This is a genomic window from Leifsonia sp. NPDC058248 (genome assembly GCF_042881905.1).
Classification (GTDB): Bacteria; Actinomycetota; Actinomycetes; order Actinomycetales; family Microbacteriaceae; genus Leifsonia.
This window is the reverse complement of sequence record NZ_JBHVXB010000003.1, coordinates 367,805-386,579: the sequence shown is the minus strand read 5'-3', so window position 1 is coordinate 386,579 and position 18,775 is coordinate 367,805. Positions and strand designations below refer to the sequence as shown.

General features: G+C 68.3%; 17 protein-coding genes. 3 read left to right on the top strand and 14 right to left on the bottom strand.

Going from position 1 to position 18,775, the window contains the following annotated elements; translation table 11 throughout:
* The first annotated feature begins 145 nt into the window (after positions 1-145).
* Entirely contained in the window at positions 146-622 is a 477-nt protein-coding gene (gene bcp / locus ACFVV5_RS07180) for a thioredoxin-dependent thiol peroxidase (protein ID WP_387241086.1), read from the top strand.
* Positions 623-694: 72 nt separating this feature from the next.
* On the opposite strand, the gene ACFVV5_RS07175 is transcribed toward bcp, so the two are convergent.
* From ACFVV5_RS07175 to ACFVV5_RS07145, 7 genes are all read right to left on the bottom strand, one after another.
* On the bottom strand, positions 695-1,462 hold the full coding sequence (locus ACFVV5_RS07175) for an ABC transporter ATP-binding protein (RefSeq protein ID WP_387241083.1): 768 nt from the start codon (positions 1,460-1,462) through the stop codon (positions 695-697).
* Positions 1,459-2,247 carry an ATP-binding cassette domain-containing protein gene (locus ACFVV5_RS07170; protein ID WP_387241080.1) on the bottom strand — a complete coding sequence of 263 codons (789 nt, stop codon included), beginning with the start codon at positions 2,245-2,247 and terminating at the stop codon, positions 1,459-1,461. Before ACFVV5_RS07170 ends, ACFVV5_RS07175 begins: the two co-directional genes overlap by 4 nt.
* Positions 2,244-3,137, bottom strand: coding sequence for an ABC transporter permease (locus ACFVV5_RS07165; RefSeq protein ID WP_387241077.1), 894 nt, complete (start codon positions 3,135-3,137; stop codon positions 2,244-2,246). The genes ACFVV5_RS07170 and ACFVV5_RS07165 overlap by 4 nt, the downstream gene beginning before the upstream one ends.
* On the bottom strand, positions 3,134-4,096 hold the full coding sequence (locus tag ACFVV5_RS07160; protein WP_387241075.1) for an ABC transporter permease: 963 nt from the start codon (positions 4,094-4,096) through the stop codon (positions 3,134-3,136). Before ACFVV5_RS07160 ends, ACFVV5_RS07165 begins: the two co-directional genes overlap by 4 nt.
* A 73-nt stretch (positions 4,097-4,169) precedes the next feature.
* Entirely contained in the window at positions 4,170-5,669 is a 1,500-nt protein-coding gene (locus ACFVV5_RS07155; protein ID WP_387241072.1) for an ABC transporter substrate-binding protein, read from the bottom strand.
* Between the two features lie 73 nt (positions 5,670-5,742).
* Positions 5,743-6,498 carry a DUF1684 domain-containing protein gene (locus tag ACFVV5_RS07150; protein WP_387241069.1) on the bottom strand — a complete coding sequence of 252 codons (756 nt, stop codon included), beginning with the start codon at positions 6,496-6,498 and terminating at the stop codon, positions 5,743-5,745.
* Between the two features lie 36 nt (positions 6,499-6,534).
* The gene (locus ACFVV5_RS07145) at positions 6,535-7,014 is read right to left on the bottom strand and encodes a hypothetical protein (protein ID WP_387241066.1); all 480 of its coding nucleotides are present in this window, start codon (positions 7,012-7,014) and stop codon (positions 6,535-6,537) included.
* 207 nt (positions 7,015-7,221) lie between these two features.
* Between ACFVV5_RS07145 and ACFVV5_RS07140 the strand changes: the two genes are divergently transcribed.
* Entirely contained in the window at positions 7,222-7,470 is a 249-nt protein-coding gene (locus ACFVV5_RS07140) for a WhiB family transcriptional regulator (RefSeq protein WP_018190103.1), read from the top strand.
* A gap of 108 nt (positions 7,471-7,578) precedes the next feature.
* Here the strand turns inward: ACFVV5_RS07140 and ACFVV5_RS07135 are convergent, their stop codons facing one another.
* The gene (locus ACFVV5_RS07135) at positions 7,579-9,072 is read right to left on the bottom strand and encodes a sensor histidine kinase (RefSeq protein WP_387241063.1); all 1,494 of its coding nucleotides are present in this window, start codon (positions 9,070-9,072) and stop codon (positions 7,579-7,581) included.
* A 187-nt stretch (positions 9,073-9,259) separates the two neighbouring features.
* On the opposite strand from ACFVV5_RS07135, the gene ACFVV5_RS07130 reads away from it, so the two are divergent.
* Positions 9,260-9,784: an Rv3235 family protein gene (locus ACFVV5_RS07130; protein WP_387241060.1), complete on the top strand. Its 525-nt coding sequence runs from the start codon at positions 9,260-9,262 to the stop codon at positions 9,782-9,784.
* 138 nt (positions 9,785-9,922) lie between these two features.
* On the opposite strand, the gene secA is transcribed toward ACFVV5_RS07130, so the two are convergent.
* The 6 genes from secA to mtrA all read right to left on the bottom strand — a co-directional run bounded on the left by secA (position 9,923) and on the right by mtrA (position 18,704).
* Positions 9,923-12,730: a preprotein translocase subunit SecA gene (secA, locus tag ACFVV5_RS07125; RefSeq protein WP_387241057.1), complete on the bottom strand. Its 2,808-nt coding sequence runs from the start codon at positions 12,728-12,730 to the stop codon at positions 9,923-9,925.
* A gap of 159 nt (positions 12,731-12,889) precedes the next feature.
* The gene (hpf, locus tag ACFVV5_RS07120) at positions 12,890-13,594 is read right to left on the bottom strand and encodes a ribosome hibernation-promoting factor, HPF/YfiA family (RefSeq protein ID WP_387241054.1); all 705 of its coding nucleotides are present in this window, start codon (positions 13,592-13,594) and stop codon (positions 12,890-12,892) included.
* 144 nt (positions 13,595-13,738) lie between these two features.
* A complete protein-coding gene (locus ACFVV5_RS07115; protein WP_387241051.1) occupies positions 13,739-14,440 on the bottom strand; it encodes a ComF family protein in 702 nt (233 codons plus the stop codon).
* 95 nt (positions 14,441-14,535) lie between these two features.
* The gene (locus ACFVV5_RS07110) at positions 14,536-16,251 is read right to left on the bottom strand and encodes a GerMN domain-containing protein (protein ID WP_387241048.1); all 1,716 of its coding nucleotides are present in this window, start codon (positions 16,249-16,251) and stop codon (positions 14,536-14,538) included.
* Positions 16,248-18,002 carry an MtrAB system histidine kinase MtrB gene (mtrB, locus tag ACFVV5_RS07105; RefSeq protein ID WP_387241045.1) on the bottom strand — a complete coding sequence of 585 codons (1,755 nt, stop codon included), beginning with the start codon at positions 18,000-18,002 and terminating at the stop codon, positions 16,248-16,250. Before mtrB ends, ACFVV5_RS07110 begins: the two co-directional genes overlap by 4 nt.
* Before the next feature lie 18 nt (positions 18,003-18,020).
* Positions 18,021-18,704, bottom strand: a complete 684-nt coding sequence (gene mtrA / locus ACFVV5_RS07100; protein ID WP_387241042.1) for an MtrAB system response regulator MtrA — start codon at positions 18,702-18,704, stop codon at positions 18,021-18,023.
* Between the last annotated feature and the right edge of the window lie 71 nt (positions 18,705-18,775).

Below are 18,775 nucleotides of genomic sequence, written 5' to 3'. Positions count from 1 at the left end.
CCCGCCTATCCGCCCCGCCCCGCGCGTCCGCCCCGGCCGAGCGCCCCGCAATCGAGTCCGGACTTAATCGGCTTCTGAGCGCCTGCGAACGGCGATTAAGTCCGGACTCGATTGGCGGGACGCTCGGGCGGGAGAGAATGGAGGCATGAGTGATGTGCGACTTGAAGCGGGCGAGACGGCTCCGGCGTTCTCGCTGAAGGACCAGGACGGCGCGACCGTCTCCCTCGGGGACTTCTCCGGGAAGAACGTGATCGTCTACTTCTACCCCGCGGCCATGACACCCGGATGCACGACGGAGGCCTGCGACTTCCGCGACAACCTGAACTCCCTGGCCGCCGCCGGCTACCAGGTGATCGGGATCTCCAAGGACGCCCCCGCCCAGAACAAGAAGTTCCAGGAGCAGGAGGGTCTCAACTTCCCGCTGCTCTCCGACGAAGACCTCGCCGTGCACCAGGCATACGGTGCCTACGGGGAGAAGAACCTCTACGGCAAGACGGTGACCGGGGTCATCCGGTCGACGTTCGTCCTCGACCCCGACGGCGACGTCCGGCTCCCGCTCTACAACGTGAAAGCGACCGGTCACGTCGCGAGCCTCCGCAAGAAGCTCGGCATCGACGCCTGACCCGCCGACGCCCGACCCCGCGACGCCGACCGGGTGACGCCTGACCCGCCGACGCCCGATCGCGCCCCCCGGTCACGCGGCGGGCAGCCTCGGCACCGACTCGAGCAGCCTGCGGGTGTACGGGTCCGACGGCGAGCCCAGCACCTGCCGGGTGTCCCCCTGCTCGACCACGCGGCCGCCGCGCAGCACGACCGTCTGCCGGCAGAGCGCCGCGACGACGCCCAGGTCGTGCGACACCATGACCACGGTCATCCCTTCGCGTTCGCCGAGTTCGGCGAGCAGTTCGATGATCTGGATGCGCGTGGTGACGTCGAGTGCGCTGACCGGCTCGTCGGCGAGCAGGATGCGCGGCCTCGACACGACGGCCCGCGCGATGGCGATGCGCTGACGTTGACCACCGGAGAATTCGTGCGGATAGCGGCGGGCGGCGTCCGCCGGCAGCCCGACCGCAGCGAGCGCCCCGGCAACGCGCTCGGCCGCCTGCGCGCCGCCGGCGATCCGGAGCGACCGCAACGGCTCCGCGACGATGCGCCCGACGCTCTGCCGCGGGTCGAGGGACGAGTACGGGTCTTGAAAGACGGTCTGCACACTGCGGCGGAACTCGCGCATCCGGGACCGATCGCGACGGTCGAGCGGCTCGCCGTCGAAGACCACCTCACCGGAGGTCGGGCTCGCGAGGCCGAGCAGCAGCGAGAGCACCGTCGTCTTGCCCGCGCCCGACTCCCCGACCAGACCGACGCTGCGTCCGGCCTCGACGCCGAACGTGACGTCCTCCAGCGCGGGTTGCGCGCTGCGGCGGTAGCGGAATCCTGCATCGCGCAGCTCCAGGATGGCCGTCATGACACCTCCAGGGCGGCATCGAGCTCCCGGGCGCTGCGCACCAGTTCGATCGTGTACGGGTCGCTGGGGGCTTTCAGGATGCGCGCGATGGGGCCACGCTCGACCACGCGTCCCTCGCGCAGCACGAGCGCGTGATCGGTCATCCGCGAGACGACTGCTAGGTCGTGGCTGACGAACACCAGCGCCATCCCCCGGTCGGCGACCAGCGAGTCGAGCAGGGCGAGGATCTCGGCCTGCACGGTCACATCGAGGGCCGTGGTCGGCTCGTCCGCGATCAGGAGCTGCGGCTTGCACGCGAGCGCCGCGGCGATCGCCACGCGCTGGCGCTGACCGCCGGAGATCTCGTGGGGGTAGGCGCGGGCGATCCGCTCCGGATCGGGCAGCCGCACTTCTGTCAGCGCGTCGATCACCGCCCGTCTCAGCCCGTCGCCGCGCAGCCCGAGGTGGCGCCGCAGCGGTTCCGCGACCTGCTTGCCGAGCCGCATCAGCGGGTCGAGCGCGGTCAGCGGTTCCTGGAAGACCACGGAGGCGACGCCGCCGCGCAGCTCGACCAGGTCGCGTTCCCGCGCTCCGATCACCTGCACGCCGTCGAGCACTGCGCTCCCCGAGGCCTCGAGGCCCGCCGGAAGGAGTCCCGTGACGGCGAACGAGGTGAGCGACTTGCCCGACCCGGACTCGCCGATCAGCCCGATCCGCTCCCCCGCGTCCACGGTGAACGACACATCGCGGACGAGCTGTGCGCCGTCGCGCGAGGTGACGCCAAGGTTCTGCACGTCGAGGATCATCGCGACCTCCTTCTCGTCGGGTCCGCAACGTCGCGCAGGCCGTCGGCGACCAGGTTCACGCCGATGACCAGGATCACCAGCGCGACTCCGGGGGCGATCGCCCCGACCGGTGCGACAGCGACCGTTCCCTGCGCCTCCTGCAGCAGCCGGCCCCACGACGCGTTCGGCGGCGGCGCCCCGAGACCGAGATACGAGAGGCTCGCCTCGGCGAGGACGGCCACTCCGAACTGGAGCGCGAGGTTCACACTGAGCGTCGGCCAGATGTTGGGGAGGATGTGCCGCGCGATCACGCCCAGCCAGCCCGTTCCCGACGTGCGGGCCGCTGTCACGTACTGCTGGGAGAGGACCCGCTTGGCGAGCACCCTCGTGAGTCGCGCGACGACGGCCGACATGGCCAGCCCGATCGCGAGGATGGCCGACCCGAGCGACGCCCCCTGCGCGGCCACGATGAGCATGGCGAGCAGCAGGGTCGGGAACGCGATCACGATGTCGAGCGCGGCCGAGATGGTGTCGTCGAGCCAGGTGCTGGCGAAGGCCGCCAGCAGCCCGAGCGTGATGCCGATCACGGCGCCGATCGCCACCGAGCCGATGCCTACGGCGAGGGCGATGCGGGCGCCGATCATCAACTGCGTGGTGAGGTCGCGGCCGAGCTTGTCGGTGCCGAGCCAATGGGCGGCATCCGGATGCTCGAGCCGTCCGCCCGACGTGTCGCCGGGCGCGAACGGCAGCCAGAAGAACGACACCAGGGCCACGATCACCACCAGACCGACCAGCACGAGTCCGATCGACAGGGTCACCGAACGTCGCCGGCGCGTCCGGGCGGCGACGGGTGCGCCCTCGGGCTCCGTCTCGCCGGCGTGCCCGGCTGCCTGGTCGACGATCGCGCTCATCGGTTCCCCGAGATGCTCTGCCGCAGCCGCGGGTCGATGAGGCGCTGAACGATGTCGGCCGCGAAGCCGATGAGCAGCACCGCCAGGGTGCTGACGAACAGGATGCCCTGGATGTTCGGGTAGTCGTGCTGCTCGATCGCACGCAGCAGCATGCTCCCGAGCCCGGGCAGCGTGAACACGCTCTCGACCACGACAGCGCCGAGGAACGTGGTGGCGAGTTCGATGCCGAGGATCGAGATGACGGGCACCGCACCGTTGCGCACCCCGTGGCGCCGCATCGCCTGGCCGAAGCTGGAGCCGAGTGCCCGGGAGTTGCGCAGGAAGTCGCTGCCGATGACGTCGAGCGTCGCGCTGCGCACGTACCGGGCGATCGAGGCGCTCATCACGATGGCCACCGTGATCACGGGCAGGGCCAGCGAGGTGAGGGCGGCGGCCGGGTCGGCCCAGTCGTCCCGCGGAAAGCCGCCGGAGGGGAACCAGCGCAGGTTGATCGAGAACTCGCTGACGAGCAGGATGCCCACCCAGAACACCGGCACCGCGATTCCGAGCTGCGAGAAGGCCGACAACGCGATTCCGTACCACGTCTCGGCCTTCCACGCGGCGACGAAGCCGATGATCAGAGCGAGGACGAGGGCGAGGACGAAGGCCATCAGCGTGAGCGGGATCGTCACCGCCAGCCGCGACGCGATCTCCGGGCCTACGGGGAGCGAGCTGATGAACGATTGGCCGAGGTTGAGGGTGAGCAGACTGCCGAACCAGGTGAAGAACTGCGCGAGGATCGGCTGATCGCTTCCCACCTGCTCCTGCGCAGCCTTGATCTGCCCAGGGGTGGCGTTGACCGACAGCAGCGCGTTCGACGGGTCGCCCGGCAGCACCCTCAGCAGCAGGAAGAGCACGACCATGGCGAGCACGAGCGACACCACCAGAAAGGCGAAGCGACGCAGAACGTAGACGGCCATGATTTTTCAAGCGTAGATGCTCGGGGAGCCGCCGAACGGCTCCCCGAGCATCCTGTAGATGACGCGCCCCTGCCTACTTCTTGACGATGTCGTAGACGTAGAACTGCGAGTTGAGTCCGTTCACCGGGTAGCCGCTGACCGAGCTCGACGCGACGACGATCTGCGGGTAGAGGTACAGCCACGCACTGGCCGCGTCCTTCGCGATCTGCTCGTTGACGAGCTTCAGCTTGGCGGTCTGGTCGGCCGTGGTCGTCGCCTGCTCGGCCTCGTTCACCAGCTTCGTCACCTGCGGGTTGTCGTAGCCCCAGTAGAAGTCGGGGTTCCCGTACCAGACAACGTCGCGGTCGTTCACGTGCTCCTGCAGGGTGGCCTGGAAGTCGTGGTCCTTGAACACCTTCGAGTACCACTGGTCGGCCGAGATGGAGTTGATGTTGACCGTGATGCCCACCTTGGCCAGGTCGCTCTTCAGGAACTCGGCGACCGCGGGGTGCGGGTCGTACGTGGGGGTGTCGAGGGTGAAGGTGAAGCCGTTCGGGAAGCCGGCCGCTGCCAGCTCCTTCTTGGCCAGTGACACGTCGTACGGGTTCACCGACGTGAGGTCCTCGTACCAGGGGTCGCTCGGCGGGACCATCGACCCGATGAGCGTCCCGTACTTGCCCCAGATCGAGCTGAGCAGCTTCTTGGTGTCGATGGCCGAGTACACGGCCTTGCGCACCTCGGTCTTGTTGAACGGCGCGACCTTGTCGTTGAAGGCGAGGAGCTCCTTGGTCGTGGACTTGCCGTTGGAGATGGTGTAGTCCTTGTTGCCCTCGAACTGCGTGAGGGCATCCGGGCTCTGGATGCTCGTGACGATGTCGACCTGGTTGGTCAGCAGGGCGTTCGAGAGGGCGGTGGCGTCGGTGAAGTAGTCGAAGACGACTTCCTTGTTCTTCGCCTTGGCGCCCCAGTAGTCGTTCGAGCGCTCCAGGCTGAGCGAGCTTCCGCGCTTCCACGTCCCGAGCGTGTACGGCCCGGTGCCGTCCTCGGCCGTCTTGTAGTCCGTGGTGCCCGGGCCGAAGATCCAGACGTAGCTGAGGTTGTACGGCAGCGAGATCGACCGCGACTTGAGCGTGATCACGACCGTCTTGTCGTCGGGGGTGGCGATCGTCGAGATCACGTCCAGCTGCGACTTGCGCGCGGACTGCGAGTCGGCCGCGGTCACACGCTCGATGCTCGACTTCACGGCGGCGCTGGTCAGCGGCTTGCCGGAGTGGAACGTCACGCCGTCGCGCAGCGTGAAGGTGTAGGTGAGGCCGTCAGCGCTGGTCGTGTACTTCGTGGCCAGCAGCGGCTCGGTCTTGCCGTCGTCGGTCAGCTTGAACAGACCTTCGTAGACGTTGCCGTTGAGGGCTTCGGTGACGCCCTGGCCGCCACCGGCGGTGTTGTCGAGGTTCTGCGGCTCGTAGATGGAGCCGACGGCGATGGACGCGTCGCTTCCGGTCGCGCCGGACGACGAGGCGCCGGAGCAGCCGGCGAGTGCCAGCGCCGCTGCGACGGCCGTCGCGAGCACGGCGATCAAGGGGGTCTTTCTCAACGGAGTTCTCCTGTGCTGTGGATTGTGCGGTGAAATGCGGTGAAGTGCTGTGGAGCGGGTGTCGTTACGGTGCTCAGCCGGCGTAGCCGTCGCGGAACACCACGACCTTCTCGCCGGCCTCGACGGGGAGGTCGAAACGGTTGTTCCTCGGCGGGAGCGGACAGTTGTACTGATCCGAGAATCCGCACGGGGGAACGAAGGCCCGGTTGAAGTCGAGCACCGCGCTATCGCCGTCACGCGTGACGAACAGGAAGCGCCCGGACGCGTAGGTTCGGCCGGGCCCTTCGGCGCCGTTGGTGCTGTCGCCGAACACGAGCAGCAGCGTGCCGTCGTCGTCGAACGCGCTCAGCGTGTAGTCGACGCCGTCCCGGGTGAAGGTGATGTCGCCCGGCACGACGAGCTCGCGCGTTCCCCCGTTGTCGCGGAGGTGCTCGAACGGCACCGTGCGATCGCCGGCGACGGGCGTGAAGCGCGCTTCGATGACCCAGTCGGGGTCGAACGGGAACGCGGTGATGGTCTCGAACGCGCGGATCGCCGGGGACTTCGCGTCCCACAGCCGGATGCCGCGTTCGGCCTCTCCGGTCTCGAGGCTGCGGCGCGTCAGCTCGGTGGCGACGACGGTCTCGGGATGCCCGGCCAGCGCATCCTCGACGGTGGTCTCGTCTCCGGGCTGCAGCCACCGGGTCTCGATGAGACTCAGGTTGCCGGTGGGCGCGGCGACCGTTTCGAGGCGCCACGCGCGCCACTCGGGGTAGCCGGCCCTGGCGGCGTCGACGACGGATGGACGTGTGGGAGCGGGGGCCGATGTTTCAGTCACGATGTCGGTCATAACGATCCGAGTATGCGTATTGTTCCCGCTCGTCGCCTATTCGTGTTGCGATGTGTTGCGTGTCGTGGCCTTGACCACCTGCGGCGTGAGGGCGAGCACGATGCCGGCCAGCGCCGGGATCAGCAGCGCCCAGCCGAGGTCCGGGCGCGCATAGAAGCCCTGGAAGGAGCCGACGGCGACGGCGATCTGGAGGATCTGGATGGTCACTGCCGATGCGCGCGACCATCCGCGGGCCTGGAGGGCGCCGATGGCCGTCGCGGTCACCCAGACCGCGGCGAGGGCGACGAGCACCACGATGGCCACGGCGCTCACGAACGAGTCGGGCACGACGGTCAGGAGCTCGACGATCAGCCAGATCGTGAGTCCGGCGACCAGCGCCGCCTCGAGGAAGAGCAGCACCGCGAGAGCGATCAGCAGCGGTGGGCGAGCCGGTGTCGAGCGGCCGTGGTGATCGCCGTGGTCGTCGGAATCGTGGCCGGAGTGGTCCCCCTGGGGGGCCGGAACTATATCATTCATGCGTTTCCGACTCGTGTTCACAGCGTTATCCCATACAAAACTATTGATTCGTGTTAAGCGCTATGGGAGCATATTTGAGGTCGAGTTAGCGCTCACAGGGTCGTGGGCAGGTATCATCCCCACGGATCATTGCACCCTGTAGCTCGACTGCTTACCACGCATTCTAGGCCGATCGGCCATGCACCCAGCAATTAAGGAGCACTCCCCATGGACTGGCGCGACAAAGCTGCCTGCCTCACAGCGGACCCAGAATTATTCTTCCCCGTCGGCAACACCGGGCCCGCCGTCGACCAGATCGACAAGGCGAAGGCTGTGTGCGCCCGCTGCACCGTCACGGAGATCTGCCTGCAGTACGCGCTCGAGACCGGTCAGGACTCCGGCGTCTGGGGCGGCCTCTCCGAAGACGAGCGTCGCGCCCTCAAGCGTCGCGCCGCTCGCGCCCGTCGCGCGTCCTAGCACCAGACCTCGCGCCACCGAGGCCTCTGCCGCTCCCCCTCACACCTAGCACGTGGGGAGCGCAGAGGATCCTCGGCTTTTCTTTTGCCTCCGGCCGGTCTCCGGCCGTCACGCCTTGGTGAGGTAGCGCAGCGGAACCTCGATGGTGACCTCGGTCCCCTGGCCCATCATGGTGTGCCAGTCGATCGTGCCGCCCAGTTCACCCTGGATCAGCGTCCTCACGATCTGCGTGCCGAGGCCGCTGCCCACCTTGCCCTCCGGCAGCCCGGAGCCGTTGTCGACCACTTTGACGGTGAGCGACTCCTCCGAACGATGCGCGATGATCTCCACCTCGCCTTCACGACCGGCGAGCCCGTGCTCCACGGCGTTCGTCACGAGCTCCGTGAGCGCGAGAGCCAATGGGGTCGCGTATTCGCTGGGCAGGGATCCGAAACTGCCCGACGACTTCGGATGCACGGTCGTGTTGTGGCTCGACGCCACCTCCGCCACGAGGAGCAGCACCCGGTCGAACACGTCGTCGAAGTCGACGATCTGCGCGAGGCCGGTGGACAGCGTGTCATGCACCACGGCGATCGCCGCGACGCGTCGCATGGCCTGGCTGAGCGCCTCGCGCGCCTCCTCCGAGTGGGTTCGGCGGGCCTGGATGCGCAGCAGCGACGCGACCGTCTGCAGATTGTTCTTGACGCGGTGGTGGATCTCGCGGATCGTCGCGTCTTTGGTGATGAGCTCGCGCTCCTGGTGGCGGAGCTCGCTGACGTCGCGGCAGAGCACGATGGCCCCGACCCGTTCGCCGTGATTGCGGATCGGGATGGCGCGCAGCGACACGGTCACGCCGCGGGCCTCGATGTCGGTTCGCCACGGGGCACGGCCGGTGACCACCAGCGGAAGCGATTCGTCGACGGTCATCCGGCCCGTGAGCAGGCGCGTGGTGACGGCGGCGAGCGACTCGCCTTCGAGCTCGTCGGTGAAGCCCATGCGGTTGAACGCCGACAGGGCGTTGGGGCTCGCGAACGTCGTGGTTCCGTCGACGTCGAGCCGGATGAGGCCGTCGGATGCCCGGGGAGCGCCGCGACGGGGGCCAGTCGGCGCTCCCAGATCGGGGAAGTCGCCGGTCGCGATCATGTAGAAGAGATCGTTCGCGCAGTCGTTGAACGTGATCTCCTGGCGGCTCGGAGTGCGCGTCTCGCTGAGGTTCGAGTGCCGGGTGATCACCGCGACGGGGAGCTCGGCGGTCTCGGCCGAGTGGACACCGAGGCGCCGGATGACCGGGACGGCGCGCACCCTCGTCGGGGTCTCCTCGAACCAATCGGGCGCCGAGGTGTCGATGATCTGCTTGGTCTCGTAGGCCTCCGTGACCTGCTGCTGCCACTCGGCTTTGATGCGCTGGCCGACGAAGTCGCGGTAGAACAGCGTGGCAGCACTCGACGGCCGGGCGTGGGCGACCGCGACGAAACTGTCGTCGGCGGTGGGCACCCAGAGCACGATGTCGGCGAACGCGAGGTCGGCGAGGAGTTGCCAGTCGCCGACCAGGCCGTGAAGCCAATCGACGTCGGCCTCGGAGGAACGGCCTTGGGCAAGCACGAGATCACTGAGCGTCGACACGTCCCCAGTCTAGGCAGAACCGGATGAGGATCACGAAGGTTATCCACAGTGCATTGCTGCCCTGGACACTCGGGGGCGCCCCTGGTTGAGTTGCTGCCACGACCTTCGGCGCGGCGGGGCGGAGACCGCCGGCGGCCGTGCAGTCCACACCGGCGACGGGTCGGTGAAGAACGAGGGGGAACGTCAGATGAGCACAGCAGTCGAACACGACGTCCGGCACCGCAGCGGGCCGAGACCGGTCGCCGCGCCGTCCGAGCAGGCGCCGACGCAGCGTCGGTGGCGACACGTCGCGCCGCCGCTATCGTGCGACACGGATGCACTGAGAGGCTCGCTGCCGGCATCGCTTCCGGCACAGACGTCGCTCGAGAGGGCGTCCGCCGATCCGGCGCCGCTGCTGATCAATCTCACGCGGTGCGTCGTCGAGATCCTCGCCGGAGTGCGCAGTCTCGAACAGGTCACGAGGTGGGTGACCGACGATGTGTATTCCAATCTGATCCGCCGGGTGACGATCGCGTCACGGTCGCGTGCGATCACCGGCGGCCAGGTGCGGCGCCCCCGGCTGACCGTGGGAACGCCCATCGTCACCCGGCCGTGCGAGGGGGTGGTCGAGGCCGTCGTGATGGTGCATCAGCCGACGCGTTCACGCGCCGTCGCCATCCGCCTCGAAGACCTTGCCGGACGCTGGCGGGCGAGCGCGATCACAGTCCTGTGAGCCGGGCGGCCGCTTCGCGGCGCTGATCTGTGCGCCGCTACGCCAGACTTCGCATGCCACGGAGTGCGATCCCACCGGAACGACGACGGGGCCGCCTCGCAGTGAGGCGGCCCCGTCGTGTCGGCTGGTCTGAGTGGATCAGCGCTTGCGGTCTTGCGCGCGCCGCTCGGCACGGTTGGTGGGCGCAGGAGCGTCGCCGTCGGCGATCTTCTGGCCGAAGGCGCCGCGCTGGGTCGCCGCCTGGGCGGGTGGGGCGGCGGGCGCGTTCTGCTGCTGCGCCGCGCGCTGAGCGCGAGCAGTGGCGCCCTGCTCGATCTGACCGCGCTGGTTGCGGACCTCGACACCGCCGGCGTCGCTGGGAGCCGAGTAGCTGAGAGCAGCGTCGGCCTCGCCACGGCCGAGGCCCTTGGCGGCGACACTCGGCGACTCGACCTCGCCCGGAGCCTGGTTGACCTCGACCTCGAGATTGAACAGGAAGCCGACCGTCTCTTCGCGGATCGAGCCCATCATCTGCTGGAACATGGCGTAGCCCTCGCGCTGGTACTCGACCAGCGGGTCGCGCTGAGCCATGGCCCGCAAGCCAATGCCGTCTTTCAGATAGTCCATCTCGTAGAGGTGGTCCCGCCAGCGGCGGTCGATCACCGAGAGCACGACGCGACGCTCCAGCTCGCGCATGGCGGGCGACCCGAGGGACTCCTCGCGCTTCTGGTAGGCGATGCGGGCATCCGACAGGATCTCGCGGCGCATGAACTCGCGGTTGATCTTGCCCTTGTTACCGGCCTCGGTGATGACCTCGTCGATCGTCACACCCACCGGGTACAGGGTCTTGAGCTCGCTCCACAGGGCGTCGAAGTCCCAGTCGTCTCCGTTGCCCTCGCCGGTGTGCGAGTCGAGGATGTCGTCGATCACGTCGGTGAGGAACTGCTGGGTGCGCTCGTGGAGGTCGTCGCCCTCGAGGATGTGGCGGCGGTCGCTGTAGATGGCCTCGCGCTGACGGTTGAGGACATCGTCGTACTTGAGCACGTTCTTGCGGATCTCGGCGTTGCGCGCCTCGACCTGCGACTGGGCGCTCCGGATGGCGCGGCTCACGACCTTGGACTCGATCGCCAGGTCGTCGGGCACGTTTCCGCGGCCCATGAGGCTCTCAGCGGCGCCGGCGTTGAACAGGCGCATCAGGTCGTCGGTGAGCGACAGGTAGAAGCGGCTCTCGCCGGGGTCTCCCTGACGGCCGGAACGGCCGCGCAGCTGGTTGTCGATGCGGCGCGATTCGTGGCGCTCGGTGCCGAGCACGTAGAGGCCGCCGGCGTCGATGACCTTCTCAGCCTCTTCGGCGACCTTGGCCTTGACGTTGGTGAAGACCTCGTCCCAGGCGGCCTCGTACTCGTCGGGGGTGTCGACAGGCGAGAGTCCGCGGGCGTTCATCTCGGCTACCGCGAGGAACTCGGCGTTGCCGCCGAGCATGATGTCCGTTCCACGACCGGCCATGTTCGTGGCGACCGTCACCGAGCCGAGCTGGCCGGCCTGCGCGACGATCGCAGCTTCGCGAGCGTGGTTCTTGGCGTTCAGCACCTCGTGGCGCACGCCCTTCTTGGCGAGCAGCCGCGAGAGGTATTCGCTCTTCTCGACACTCGTCGTGCCGACGAGGACGGGCTGGCCCTTCTCGTGACGCTCGGCGATGTCTTCGACGACCTGCGCGAACTTGGCCTGCTCGTTCTTGTAGACGAGGTCGGACTGGTCGAGACGCCGCATCGGCTTGTTGGTCGGGATGGGCACGACACCGAGCTTGTAGGTGCTCATGAACTCCGCGGCCTCGGTCTCGGCCGTACCGGTCATGCCGGACAGCTTCTTGTAGAGGCGGAAGTAGTTCTGCAGGGTGACCGTGGCGAGGGTCTGGTTCTCGGCCTTGACCTCCACGCCCTCCTTGGCCTCGATGGCCTGGTGGATGCCCTCGTTGTACCGTCGGCCCATCAGGATGCGGCCGGTGTGCTCGTCGACGATGAGCACCTCGCCGTTCATCACGACGTAGTCCTTGTCGCGCTTGAACAGGGCGTTCGCCTTGATGGCGTTGTTGAGGAAGGAGATCAGCGGGGTGTTGGCCGACTCGTAGAGGTTGTCGATGCCGAGGTAGTCCTCGACCTTCTCGATACCGGGCTCGAGCACGCCGACAGTGCGCTTCTTCTCGTCGACCTCGAAGTCGACGTCGGGCTCGAGACGCTTGGCCAGGCTCGCGAACTCGTTGAACCAGCGGTTCGCCTCACCGGACGACGGTCCGGAGATGATCAGCGGCGTGCGCGCCTCGTCGATGAGGATCGAGTCGACCTCGTCGACGATGGCGAAGAAGTGCCCGCGCTGGACCATGTCGCTCGCCTGCCACGCCATGTTGTCGCGCAGGTAGTCGAACCCGAACTCGTTGTTCGTGCCGTAGGTGATGTCGGCCGCGTACTGCTCGCGGCGCTCCTCGGGCGTCTGGCCCGACAGGATGACGCCCGTGGTCATGCCGAGGGCGCGGAAGACGCGCCCCATCAGTTCGGACTGGTAGCTCGCGAGGTAGTCGTTGACCGTGATGACGTGCACACCACGGCTGGAGATGGCGTTGAGGTAGGCAGCGGTGGTCGCGACCAGGGTCTTGCCCTCACCGGTCTTCATCTCGGCGATGTTGCCGAGGTGCAGGGCGGCGCCACCCATGATCTGCACGTCGAAGTGCCGCATGCCGAGGGTGCGCTTGGCCGCCTCGCGGACAGCCGCGAACGCTTCCGGCAGGAGATCGTCGAGGGACTCGCCGTTGCTGTAGCGCTCGCGCAACTCAACGGTCTCGTGCATCAGCTCTTCGTCGGTCAGCTCGCTGAAGTCGTCTTCGAGCGCGCTCACCGCTTTGGCATACGCCTCCAGACGACGGAGGGTACGACCCTCGCCGACTCGGAGGACCTTTTCCAGTACTGAGGCCACCTATGCACTCCACTTGTCTGTCTTGTCGTCCAGGCGCTGATCGCCCGGGAACGAAACTCTCACAATGCTAGTGGGTTGAACAGGTGCTTTCCTGAGAACGGACGCCGATGGAGGCCGCCGCCTGGGCGGCTTCCATCGGCGCGTCGGCCAGGCGCGCGGTCAGCTGCTGAGTTTGCGGCTGGCGGTCGCCACCTCCTGCAGTTCCTCGGCCTCCTCGTCGAGCGCGATGACGCCGTAGTCCCAGCCCTTGCGGCGGTACACGACGCTCGGGCGCTCGGTGTGCTGGTCGATGAACAGGTAGAAATCGTGTCCGACGAGCTCCATGTAGTAAAGGGCGTCGTCGACGGTCATCGGCACCGAGGCGAACACCTTCTGCCTGATCACGACGGGGCAGTACTCGTCTTCGGCCTCGACCGCCGCATCAGTCTCAACGGACACCACGGGGATGCTCCCCGTTCGAACCTGGTCGAGGACCGCGACGGGAGCCGCCGCGATTCCGACACCACTGAATCCGTCGGTGCTCGCCTCACGGAGCGAGGTCGGGCGGTGTTGCCCGCGATGCACCTTTCGACGATCCTTCGCTCGCCGGACTCTCTCGAGAAGTTTTCCCAGTGCGATGTCGAACGCCCCGTATTTGTCGGTGCCGGTCGCCTCGGATCGCACCACGACCTTGGGTCCGAGGAGCGTGAGCTCGACTCGGTCGTCGCCGTTCTGGTTTCCCGATTTCTCGTTGTGGCGGCTCACCTTCACCTCGAACGCGATAGCCCGTTCAGCGAGATGCGAGACCTTTGCGGCCTTCTCGGTGGCGTATTCACGGAAGCGATCAGTGATGTCCAGGTTTAATCCGATGATGTTGATGTCCATTACGGCCTCCCTGATCTGACGTGTCTCTCGCCCGGTCACGAAGGGCGGGTCATCCACGCCTTTTGGACCACCGTAGTGCCGTCCTGCCCGAATGTGAACAGGCAACGGCACCGGATTCGCCGAGCACTCGCTGTGGCTTCCCCCTCACCGGCCGGGACTGCCGCGGAGTTCCGTGTGCGCGAGTGCCGCAGCGCCGATCACACGCCCTCCGGCTGCCTCGATCGCCCTGTTCGCTTCGCGAATCGTGGCACCCGACGTCACGATATCGTCGACGATCAGGCACGCCCGGCCCGCCAGCCTCTGCGACGCGGCGAACGACCCTGACCGGTTCTGCGCGCGCCCTGCCGCGCTGAGTCCGGCCTGGTCGGCCACCTGCCGGGAGAGTCTCAGCGACCGGGATCCGATGGAGAGGCCCGCCCTCCGCAGCATCAACTCGGTGGGGTGGTAGCCGCGGGAGCGGAAGGCCGCGCGGGTGGAGGGAACGGTGACGAGGGTCACTCCTCCGGCCCGCTCCACAGGCCGCGCACCGGCGATCGCGGCGACGACGGATGCCCGGAGCGCGCGGGCGAGCGCTGGTCCCGCATCCGTTCTGCCGTGGTCTTTGAACGCGAGGAGCACTGCCCGCACCGAGCCGGCGTACGCGAGGGACGCCCAGACCGGCGGGCTCTCGACTCCGTCGTCGAGACGGGCCGGTGCCGGAGCGAGAGCCCGGCGGCAGTCTGCGCACAGTGAGCGGTCATCGGCGCCGCACCCGCTGCAGCTGATGGGCGAGACGACGGAGAGCGCGTCGAGGACGGCTTCGCGCAACGGGATGAGCAGAGGACGGAGCGTGTCGGCGGTTGTCATGCTCCGAGCATCCCCGTCACGGAGCCGCGTGCGGCAGCAGATCTCGTGGTCGGTGGAGAACGCGCTGCGCGGCGCCTCTGTGGAGGAACGCCCCGCTACGGTTGGCCGAGCTGAACGGCCACCGCGCTCACCTTGTCGGTCTGCGCCTGCCAGCCGGTTCCCGTCGGAGCCTGCAGTGACTGGTCGGAGGTCAGGACCAGGTAGCGGGTCAGGCCGCCGGCGCCGACGATCGTCACGCCCCCGGCCGGACCGGCGGTGATGGTCTGCTGCCCGCCGATGGTCTGCGCGGCGATCGACGACCCGTTGCCGCTCGTCGTGCTCAGTACCACGACATCCAGTTCGCCGATCCACGCCACCGAGCGCGGCGCCCCTGTTCCGAGCGCGAGTTCGAGCGGTTCGCTCAGGGCCGTCGGAACGCCGTTCGCGCCCCGGGTGATGCCCACCGCGACCAGCGAGTATGCCGACCCCGACTTCAACAGGGCCATCAGGCGGGTCGCATCGCGGGAAACGGCCAGCGAGACGATCTGCGTGGCGCTCGGCCAGGCGGTCTTCACGACATGACGCACGCCGTCCTGACCGAACACCTCCAGCGCGGCCGGTGCGTTGCCGGGCACCGACCACACCCAGCCGTTGTTGTCGATTGCGGGCGCGATCAGTCCGGGGCGTGCGTCGACCCGCAGCGGTGCTGCCGGCTTGCGCACGAGGTAGGCGGCGCCGTGCGAGAGGACCGCGGCCTCGTCGCGCGCCGCCGTGAGCGCGACGGCCGACGGCTGCAATGCCACGATCTTGTCGCTCAGCCCGCTCAGCTGGGTGACGGTCGACCCGCTGAGGAGGCCGAACGTGCCCGCGCGGTAGACGATCGGGTGCGAGTCCACCGGCGGGTCCTGCATCGGCCGGTCGGCGTCGCTGATCGGCGGGATCTGCTGGGCGTTGCCTTCGATGGAGAGCTGCACGGTCTGCGCGAGAGTGCCGAGGCTCGACTCGAGCTCCACCTGCATCCGCTGCAGTCCCAGCGTGTCCGCCTGGCCGGCCTCGGAACTCAGGTCGACTTTGGCGACCCCGCCGTCGGTGGTCACGGACGGGAACGCGAGCTTCGTCCCGTTCGGGAACGCCGATCCGACGGCCGACGAGAGCCATTTCGACGGCCCGTTGAGCACGGCGGTGGTCACCCGGGTCGCTGCGCTGGCGACGCGGGCGGGGAACCAGCGGGCATCCGGGACCAGGAACGTGAAATCGGGGTTGTAGAAGTAGAGCGTCTGCTGCGCGTACACCGCGTGGAAGGTCGGGTCGTCGATGACGACGCCGTTCGGAGCGACGTCGATGCGCCACTCGTTGTCCTCTCGGCGCAGCTCGTAGCGCAGGCTCACGGGCGCCGTGCTGCCGACCGGATGGTAGGCGCCGCCGCTGTCGACGTTGGCGACCGGGTTCACGTCGACCGTCCACTGATTGCCGTCGTGGTCGAACGAGCGATTGCGGCCGTCGTCGACCGTGACGGACTCGTCGGGGTTCCACTTCGCGGACATCGGCTTCGTGAGGTACTCCCGAGCGATCTGGAACCCGTTCTTGGGGCTCGAGGCGGCGTCGATGAACCCCTGCACGATGCGTTCTGGGGTGGCGCCGGGCTCCGGCGGGGAGGGGTTGAAGTCCAGCGACAGCGGATCGTTCACCTGCGCGATCGGGCCTCCCTGGCGCACCGCGCCGGAGTCCGGGATGCTCGCGCACGCGGCGAGCGCTCCCAGCAGCACGGCAGCGACGGCAGCGGCGAGGACGCGGCCGAGGCGGGCGCGACGGATGCGGGCGGGACGGCTCATGCGTGGGCCTCCGACTCCGCGCCGTGGGGGGTGCGACCGGGTACATCGACACCGGCCCCGGCATTCGGGGCGTCGGTGCCGGAAGCGCGGCTGCCCGAAGCACCGGGGTGCAGCGCATCGGTGCTCCGAGCATCCGCGCCCCGAACGCTCGCGACCGCGTCCGTCGCTCCGGCGTCGAGCGGAGGCAGGGTCAACGGCGACGAGGCGATCTCCCGCCCTGGCACGCGCGGAAGCGTGAGTCGGAAGCACGAGCCGGCGCCCGGGGCCGACCACACCTGCAGCCAGCCGGAGTGCAGCGTCGCGTCTTCGAGCGAGATCGCCAGGCCGAGCCCGGTGCCTCCGATGGTGCGCTTGCGCGATGGGTCGGCACGCCAGAAGCGGTCGAACACGTGGTTCACCTCGGCCTGGCTCATCCCGAGACCGTAGTCGCGCACGCACAGGGCCACCGCGCTCTCGTTGCTGTCGACCGTCACGATCACCGGCCTCCCCTCACCGTGCTCGATGGCGTTGCCGAGCAGGTTGCGCACGATCCGGCGGATGCGCCGGGGGTCCATGCCGACGTCGAAATACCCGCCGGGGGCTTCCAGCCGCAGCTCGGAGCCGTTCTGCTCGGCGAGCGTGCGCATCTCGTCGACGGCGTCGTCGGCGAGCCGCACCAGGTTGGTCGGCTCGGGCTCGAGTGCCACCGATCCGGCGTCGTACCGGCTGATCTCGAGGAGGTCGGACAGCAGCCGGTCGAAGCGCTCGATCTGGGTGTGCAGCAGCTCGGCCGTGCGCTCGGTGGCCGGAGGGAAGTTCTCGCGCTGGTCGTAGATCACGTCGCCTGCGAGCCGGATCGTCGTGAGCGGGGTGCGCAACTCGTGCGAGACGTCGGACACGAACCGCTGCTGCAGCTGCGAGAGGGCGGCGAGCTGGTTGATCTGGCTCTGCAGACTGTCGGCCATCCCGTTGAAGGAGCGGGCGAGCGAGGCGAACACGTCTTCGCCGCGCTCCGGGATGCGCACCGCGAGGTCTCCGGATGCCAGCCGCTCGCTCGTCTCGGCGGCGACGCGGATCGGTTGCACCACGAACCGGACGATCACCCAGGTGATCGCGCCGATCAGCAGGATGAGCGCGAGGCCCGCGAGCAGCAGGGTGCCCTGCACGAAGAGCAGGGTGTTCTCGGCGTCGCGCAGGTTGTAGCCGATGTACAGCTCGTAGTGGCCGTAGCTCGGAAGCGTGAGCTGCGTGCCGACGACGAGTCCCGGGTCGGTCGTTCCGTTCAGTCCCGCGAGCGCGACCGACTGGTAGTACTGCTTCGTGCCGCCCTTCTGCACCTGATTACGCAGCGCGTCGGTGATGACGAGATTGAGCCCGGGGCTCCCCCGGTCGGGAGGGACCGGGGTCGTCGTCTCCTGGCCAGGCACCCGGTAGGCGGCGACGAGGCGGCTCGACGTGGAGGCCTGAACCGTGGTGAGGGCGCTGCTCAGCAGGTTCTTGCCGGAGTCGACCGACGAGACGTCGGAGGCGTTGAGCGCCGACTGCGCCGCGGTGGTCGCCCGGCTCGAGTCGCGCAACGCCTGGTCGAGGCGCGACTGGTAGAGGTCGTTGCTGATGCTGAGCGACATGTAGATGCCGGTGACGAGGATGGCCGCGCCGGTGAGGAGAAGAGTGATGGCGACGGTGCGCACCTGCAGGGAGGTGCGCCAGACACGCGCCAGCTGCGACGGCACCTGCCGCCACCACCGTCCGTCCAGCCACCGGTACCGCATCGCTTCGAGGCTCCGTCGCTAACCGGCGGCGCCGGCGCGGTAGCCCACTCCGCGCACGGTCATGACGATCTTGGGGTTGTCGGGGTCTTGCTCGACCTTCGCCCGCAGGCGCTGCACGTGCACGTTCACCAGGCGGGTGTCGGCTTTGTAGTGGTAGCCCCAGACCTGCTCGAGCAGCATCTCGCGCGTGAACACCTGCTGCGGCTTGGACGCGAGCGCCAGCAGCAGGTCGAACTCCAGCGGCGTGAGGTTGATGCGGCTGTCTCCGCGCTTGACCTCGTGCCCGGCGACGTCGACGGCGAGGTCGCCGACGCGCAGCTGTTCCGCTGCCGGTGAGGCGCTGGCGGGGCGGAGGCGGGTCCGGATGCGCGCGACGAGCTCCTTGGGATTGAACGGTTTGACCATGTAGTCGTCGGCGCCGGACTCGAGCCCCTTCACCACGTCGGCCGTGTCGGACTTGGCCGTGAGCATGATCACGGGCGTCCCGGACTCGGCCCGGATGCGCGCACACACCTCGATCCCGTCGAGGCCCGGAAGCATCAGGTCGAGGAGCACCAGATCGGGCTTCGACGAGCGGAACGTGTCGACGGCCAATGCCCCGTCTTCGCAGAACACCGGGTCGAAACCCTCGGTGCGAAGAACGATGCCGATCATCTCGGCCAGGGCGGTGTCATCGTCGACCACCAGGATGCGACTGTTCATTTCCCCGTTTCCACTACGTTCGTCTCGCGGCGCACACCGCATAAGTCTCGGCACAAGAGTAGTCGAGACAG